Source organism: Vicinamibacteria bacterium (assembly GCA_035620555.1).
In the GTDB taxonomy this organism is placed as follows: domain Bacteria; phylum Acidobacteriota; class Vicinamibacteria; order Marinacidobacterales; family SMYC01; genus DASPGQ01.
The window spans coordinates 1-5,870 of the sequence record DASPGQ010000006.1; the positions used below are offsets into that span (position 1 = coordinate 1).

Genomic DNA, 5,870 nt, shown 5'->3' on the forward strand with positions numbered 1-5,870 from the left:
GCACCCAGGCCGTGAGGTCGCCGGATGTGCGGGCCTCGAAGGCGCGGCGGAAATCGTCATTGATGGGCGTATGGATCTCGACCCACCCCTTGATTTCCGTGTCCTTCGATTGGACCTGCTTCTCAGTGTACGAGAAGCCAAATGTTCCGGAAGCAACGAGAAGATGGAGAGCAACGATGACATGTTTCACGGCGGGCCTCCAATGATTCGGTGAACGTTAGCACCGCCGTACCTATCTGTTCAATTCGGCAACTCGAGAGCTACAATCCGTCGCGTGGAACACTGGACGGAAAGGGTCTACCAGACCCATGGACGGCTTCTCTACGATGTCGAAGGGGCTTTGTTCAAGAACGAGGACCTTACCGACTACGAGATCGACATGCTGCGCAAGTGCGCCCGTCGGACTGGCGGGTCGATTTCCCCGCCGGTGCTCGATCTCGCTTGTGGTCCTGGTCGACACGCCTGGCGTCTCGTCGGAGAACGCCTTTCGGTCACCGGAGTCGATTTCTCCGAGCCTCTGCTCCAGATAGGCCTCTCGGCCATTCACGAGAACGAGCACGACGGTTCCCGGCCTCGTTTCGTCCGTGCCGACATCCGCTCCCTGCCGGTGAAGGGCGGATCTTTCAACACCGCGATGGTTCTCGGGAACAGCTTCGGCTACTTCTCCGACGAAGAGAATCTGGGCGTACTGCGCGAGGCTCATCGCGTACTCGCGAAAGGCGGCTTCCTGTGTCTGGAAATCACGGACAGGGAAGCCTATCTTCCCAGCCTCCAATCATTCGAGGTCGAGCGGATAGATAGTAGCGAGCTCGGAGAGCTCGACAGCAAATGGTGGAAGCGGTGGGACCCTCGTTGCCAGCGCGTACGTACTCGGGAGCAGCATTCCACTCGTGCCACCGGCACGATTCTGTACGAGGGTTGCTACGACGTTCGCCTCTACGGGCGCGAGGAGATGGAGGAGATGCTCGAGCAAACAGGCTTTCGCACCGTGTGCTGCCTGGCGGCGTCTCCGGAGAAGCTCGAGCTGCAGGAGGGGTTGGGGGAGACTCTCGGCTCGATGGCGAAGGTTCTCTTCGTGGGCGCCATCAAGTAGCGCTCATCACCGATACTCCGTGAGCATCCTCTGGAAACGGGGTTCATCTCTCAAGGGATCCCAGCGAGGGTCCAGCTCCAACATGGGCACGGAAATCAACGAGGGCACCTGGAGAAGATCCTCCAAAAGATCGATGGCGCTCGCTCGCTCACCCAGCAGTGTGTAGATGAATGCGAGCTCGGAAACGTAGTAGGCGCCGGAGAAGGCATCTCTCGTCAGGGGATGGAGCTTCAACGCCATCCGACCTTCACGAACCGCCTCCTCCGCTCTCCCGAGCGCCGCACAGGCAATCCCGAGCGCGGCGCGTCGTCGCGGGTCGTCGGGCCACCGTTTGACCTCTTCTTCCAGTAGCACGCGGGCCTCCTCATAAGCGTGCCGCGCCCTCTCAGGCTGCCCGGAAAAGCGGAAGGCATGAGCGGCGAGGAGAGGCCTGGGGCTGTAGGACTCGGGAAACCCGATCCACTCGGCATCGGTGGCAAACAGCCGCTCGAGGGCCGAGTCGTAGTCTCTCTCGAAGGTTTCCTGCCAGAACCACATCCACACCGATTGCGTGTCCTTGGTCGGCGGCATTGCCTCCAGGGTGTCGCGGGCCTCTGCGGTCGCGCCCTTCCACATCCAGTAAGTCCATGCCTTGGCCATGAAAAGCCAGGCTTCTTCCGGGGAGAGAGCGATCGCACGATCGTAGTAGTGAATGGCCTCGTCGTAATCGGCGGTGTTGGCGTATGTTTCTCCGATCTCACCGATCAGGCTGGCGTCTCGGGGGCTGAAAGGCAGCGCGCGACGAAAATGAGCGATCGCTTCGTCCCACCTGCCCTGTCTTCGGTACACGAGCGCCTTGGCCTCCAGGATCTCGGCATTGGACGGAAGCGCCGCTTCGGCAATCTCGAACTCCCTCATTGCCAGAGCATAGTCGCTGCGGACCCAGTAGTAATAGAATCCGAGGGCGACGTGGACCTCAGGAGCATCGGGTGCGATGGCATAGGCACGCTCGGCGGCAGCCTTCGCCAACTCTCGACGTTCATCGGAGAGATCGTGGCCGAGGTGATAGAAGAGGGAATGTGCGCGGGAAAGCTCGACATAGCCGGGAACGTAATCCGGATCGAGCGTCACGCTCTCCTGGAAGAAGGCGACGACGCGAGCCCGAGTTTCCGGCGAGTAGTCAGGGGTTTGAGCGAGATGACGCCCACGAAGATAGGCTTCATAGGCGTCGAGATCACCCGTCGGTCGCGCTTCGAGAGTGGAACGCTCCGAATCGACAATCGTGACGCCGAGCTGAGCCAGCACGTCCTCGGCAATCTCGCTTTGGGTCTGGAAGATATCTACCAGCACCCTGTCGTAGGTCTTCGCCCATAGGCTGGTATCGTCACTCACTCGGCTCAGCTGAGGGGTGATTCTCACCCGAGGAACACCATCACTTCCCTGGGACCACCGGACGGTTCCATCGACGATGAAGTCGACGTCGAGCTCATCCCCGATCTCCCGCACTGATTTCGTCGTACCTTCGTATTGGAGAGTGCTCTTTCGCGAGATGATTCCGATGCTTCGCACCCGGCTCAATCGGCTCGTGATCTCCTCGCTCACTCCAGCGGCAAAGTACGAATCCTGCGGCGGACCGAAGTTCTCGAAGGGAAGCACTGCGACCATGGTGAGCGATGTTTGCGGGCGAGCTCGCATCACGAACCAGGAGCCAACGGCTGTCGCAAAGACGAGAAGGGTAGCTAGAAGTGGGAGGAGGCGTTTTCGTGAGATGCTGAAGCCGAAACGAAACCGGGCTGGACCCGCCTCGAGCATGTGCTGGATATCCTGCCGAAGCTCGATCGCCGATGAGTAACGATCATCGGGATTCTTTTCGAGACAGCGCCTGATGATCCGCTCTAGCGCCGTGGGAAATTTCCCGGTGAGCTCCGTCACCGGTCGCGGCTGATCGCGGAGGATGGCGGACATGACTTCAGCGGTCGACCCCCCCTTGAAGGGCCGGTGTCCGCTGGCCATTTCGTAGAGCGTGACCCCGAAAGAAAAGACATCCGAACGGGCATCGGCAGCGCTCCCCTGGAGCTGCTCCGGAGACATGAAGGACAAAGTTCCCAACACGATGCCCGGCGCGGTCCTGGCCGCGGTGAGGTCGTCCTCGTCGGCCCCATAGCCCTGCATCTTGGCGAGCCCGAAATCGAGAATCTTCACTCGGCCATCGTCGCTGATCACGACGTTGCCTGGCTTCAAATCACGATGAACGATCCCTCTTGCATGGGCGGCGGCAAGGGCGTCCGCCATCTGTGTGGCGATCGCGATACAGCGTTCCGTCGAGAGCGGTCCCGTCGAGACGATCTGGTCCAAGCCCACCCCATGGATGAGCTCCATCGTGAGGAAATGGAGCCCCTCCGCCTCCTCCACCGAGTAGATGGTCACGATGTTGGGGTGGGTCAGTGCGGCGAGCGCCTGGGCTTCTCGCTCGAAGCGGGAAAGGAAATCCGGGTCCTGGGCGAGATCCGGGGGGAGCAGTTTCAGCGCGACCTCGCGCTTCAGCTTTGAATCTTCGGCGACGAAGACCTCGGCCATTCCCCCGGCACCGAGCCTCCTCAGGATCCGGTACTGTCCGAGTTTCTCGCCGATCATGGTTCGATGGAGGGCGGAGCGCCGTTCCCGCGCAAAATCGGCCTGGGCTTCGCCATCGTGCCGGTTTCCGCTCGAAAGCACCGGTCGAGACGGAATGGCCGTGGACGGGTAGACTCCATGGCGAACGCCTAGATCTTCGTGGCGTGAATTATATAACCAAATTTGGATAGACAGGCTGTGGGGCGTGTCCTATCGATGAAACGCGACGAGCGACTTCTTCCAGTTGCTTCAGCCGTCAGCGCGAGAGTTCGTCAGGCGACCCACCCGAGAGCTTTCAACGCCAATCCTGCGTGCCAGATCTTCGTCATGTGGCGAATCTTGCCTCCCTCGAAGTCCATCACGTAGACATAGTCCGTATCGACGCTCTTGCCCGTCGGCGGGACGGGGCCACCTTCTCCGGTGTGCGTGGCGTGGAAGACGGCAAAAGCGCACACATTGTTTCGCTTCTCGTCGGTGGCGAACGATTTCAAATCGTAACCGGCGTTGGACATGATGGCGGCCAGTCCCTTCATCCACTCGGTGTATTGCTCCAGGGTCTTGACATCGGCGAGTGGCTCCGCTTGAGCGGAAAAAGTCGCATCGGCAGTGCAGTACTTCTTGCACGCTTCCCAGCCTTCGCCAGATTCACAAGCCTCGAAGAACTCCCGGGCGGTTTCGGTGATCGAAGACATTAACGAACCTCCTTGCGAGTCGCTACTTACAGTAATCACCGCGCGAATGCAAACATCGACGGAATGTTCACGTGTTGACCCTTCTCCTCGGGCCTTGTTAGCATTCCGCCACGGAGGCGAGGAGAATGAGAGCCAGCATCGCTGTCGCCCTTTTGTTGTGCGTATTTGCTTGTGGTGAGGCGCCGCCGCCCGCATGGGAGGCCGCTAACCCCATCCAGCCTTTGCCGGAGCCGCCGTTAGGCGTCACGCACACCTGGGACGAGCTCGAAAATCCGCCGACCCCGGAGACGGTACGGCTCGGTCGCTGGCTGTACTACGACACACGACTTTCTGCCGACAATACGATTGCCTGCGTCACCTGCCACAAGCCAGAGAACGCTTTCTCGGAGTCGGAGCCTGTTTCGACCGGCATACACGGACAGAAAGGCGGCCGCAAAGCGCCGACCTTCATCAACGCCGCCTGGGCGCTCCTGCCGCACACGTTCTGGGACGGCCGCGCCGCGAATCTCGAAGAGCAGGCTCTCGGCCCGGTCGCGAACCCCATCGAGATGGGGAACACCCCCGAGAAGATGATCGACACCTTGTCCAATATCGGGGGCTATGCGCCTTACTTCGAGGAAGCCTTCGGCTCGCCCGAGATCACCACCGACCGCGTCGCCAAAGCCATCGCGGACTACGAGCGAACCCGAATGAGCGGCAACTCGCCCTATGATCGCTGGAAGGCAGGCGATGAGTCGGCGGTCTCCGACGAGGTCAAGCTCGGCGACCAGCTCTTTTTCGACAAAGCCGGCTGCAATCAGTGCCATCTCGGTTACAACTTTACCGACACGCTGTTCCACAACCTCGGCGTCGGCTGGGACCCCGAGGCCGAGGAGTTCGCCGACCTCGGCCGTTACGTGGTGACCGAGGTCGACACGGACCGCGGTGCGTTCAAGACGCCGACCGTTCGCGAAGTCACCAAGCGAGCCCCATACATGCACGACGGCTCCGTCGAGACGCTTCGCGAGGTGGTCGAGCTCTACAACCGGGGTGGTGAGAAGAACCCGTATCTGGATCCGAAGATCCAGCCGCTCAATCTCACCGAAGAGGAGGTCGACGCCCTCGTCGCCATGATGGTGGCGCTAGAGGGCGAAGGCTACGAGGACACTCCGCCGACGGCGTTTCCGCAGTAAGCGAAGGGTGTGCCTGGGAACGGCCTCAATCAGAACGTGAGGCCTACGCGGAGCCCCACCATTGAGCCGGTGATTCTCGCCCACACCCGGTCACGGTCGACGGGAGCGCCAGCGTCCAGGAGTCCTTGGACGAAATGGTCAACAAGGGAGTCGACGCGATCGTCGTGGTGGAAGAAGGAATCGCCGTTGGGATGTTCACCGCGAGCGATCTGGCCCGCCGGGTCAGTTACAAGAGGCTCCCCATGGATCGGACGGCGGTCAAAGATGTGATGTCGTCTCCGCTACATTACGCCGCACCGAATACGCCTTGCCGAGACGCCC

The 5,870-nt window shown here is 60.9% G+C and carries 6 protein-coding genes; 3 read left to right on the top strand and 3 right to left on the bottom strand.

The annotated features are described in order from the left end of the window. On the bottom strand, positions 1-190 hold a 190-nt coding region (locus VEK15_00095; GenBank protein HXV59062.1), incomplete at its 3' end, for a hypothetical protein. 84 nt (positions 191-274) lie between these two features. Here VEK15_00095 and VEK15_00100 point away from each other — a divergent pair. Beyond that, positions 275-1,093, top strand: coding sequence for a class I SAM-dependent methyltransferase (locus VEK15_00100; protein HXV59063.1), 819 nt, complete (start codon positions 275-277; stop codon positions 1,091-1,093). 6 nt (positions 1,094-1,099) lie between these two features. Here the strand turns inward: VEK15_00100 and VEK15_00105 are convergent, their stop codons facing one another. Beyond that, complete coding sequence (locus VEK15_00105) at positions 1,100-3,706, bottom strand: protein kinase (protein ID HXV59064.1); 2,607 nt, start codon at positions 3,704-3,706, stop codon at positions 1,100-1,102. A gap of 251 nt (positions 3,707-3,957) precedes the next feature. Beyond that, a complete protein-coding gene (locus VEK15_00110) occupies positions 3,958-4,377 on the bottom strand; it encodes a nuclear transport factor 2 family protein (protein HXV59065.1) in 420 nt (139 codons plus the stop codon). A gap of 125 nt (positions 4,378-4,502) precedes the next feature. Here VEK15_00110 and VEK15_00115 point away from each other — a divergent pair, with 125 nt between their 5' ends. Both VEK15_00115 and VEK15_00120 read left to right on the top strand, forming a co-directional pair. After that, positions 4,503-5,549 (top strand): cytochrome c peroxidase, encoded by a 1,047-nt coding sequence (locus VEK15_00115; GenBank protein ID HXV59066.1) that lies wholly within the window; start codon positions 4,503-4,505, stop codon positions 5,547-5,549. A gap of 134 nt (positions 5,550-5,683) precedes the next feature. Continuing rightward, the coding region (locus VEK15_00120; protein HXV59067.1) for a CBS domain-containing protein at positions 5,684-5,870 on the top strand (187 nt) is incomplete at its 3' end.